At 31.7% G+C, this 842-nt stretch carries 2 protein-coding genes; both read right to left on the bottom strand.

What is annotated here, in order from left to right:
* Positions 1-205, bottom strand: a 205-nt coding sequence (locus tag ABD769_RS24950) for a TubC N-terminal docking domain-related protein (RefSeq protein WP_344854080.1), incomplete at its 3' end; no start/stop codon positions are given.
* A 224-nt stretch (positions 206-429) separates the two neighbouring features.
* On the bottom strand, positions 430-842 hold a 413-nt coding region (locus tag ABD769_RS24945; protein WP_344854079.1), incomplete at its 5' end, for a phosphopantetheine-binding protein.

Genomic DNA, 842 nt, shown 5'->3' with positions numbered 1-842 from the left:
CAACAGCAACCAGGGGAATAGACTCGAAATCTCGGAGATTATAAATGTTGCTCCTCAAATATTCAATTATCCCTTCCTTATTCGCCTTTATTTCTGCCAGCAAAAGTGGTGAAAGATCTGAATTATTATATCTTAATTTCAGATCTCCATTATCAATTGATAGATGAATATTATTTGCATTAAGTCTTGATATTAACTCTTTCATATAACTTAAATTATCGTTTTATTATTCATTCCAATATTCCAGGCAAGTCAATTAACAATATTGATTGGCAGTTGATTAACTAGTTCCAATTAATAAATTTTATTTAAAATACTTTCATTTATTTCCAGGGGTATAAATGGTAATTTTATATCGATGTAATTAAAATGAATTCTGTGATTTAGGGAAAAAATTTAGTTATCCATGGTTATTAAGAAATGTATCTATTATTTTTTATTGTCATTATTTTGAGTTAATAAATTAATTGTCCCTTCCATAACATCTATTGAAGAACTAAGATAATCATCGGTTTTTCCTTGTTGGCCTTCATCGTTAAAATAAACATATTTCGAGAATGAGCTAATTGTCGGATACTTATAAACCATTAAAGTTGAAATGTTTCTAGAAAACTCTTTATTAATTAATCCAATCATTCGTATAATCTTAATTGAATCTCCGCCCAAATCAAAAAAATTGTCGTTAATACCAATTTGCGCTATATCTATGTCCAACATCTCCTTCCAAATTTCAACAAGTTTCTCTTCAACCTCGTTTTCCGGAGCTACATATTCTGTACCGATGGACAGGCCCAGACCCTCGGGGTCGGGCAGTCGGCCTCTGTCAACCTTGCCGCCAGGGT

It is taken from the genome of Pedobacter jeongneungensis (assembly GCF_039538295.1).
Lineage (GTDB): Bacteria > Bacteroidota > Bacteroidia > Sphingobacteriales > Sphingobacteriaceae > Pedobacter > Pedobacter jeongneungensis.
The sequence above is the reverse complement of the archived record's forward strand: the minus strand, read 5'-3'. Positions and strand labels throughout refer to the sequence as shown.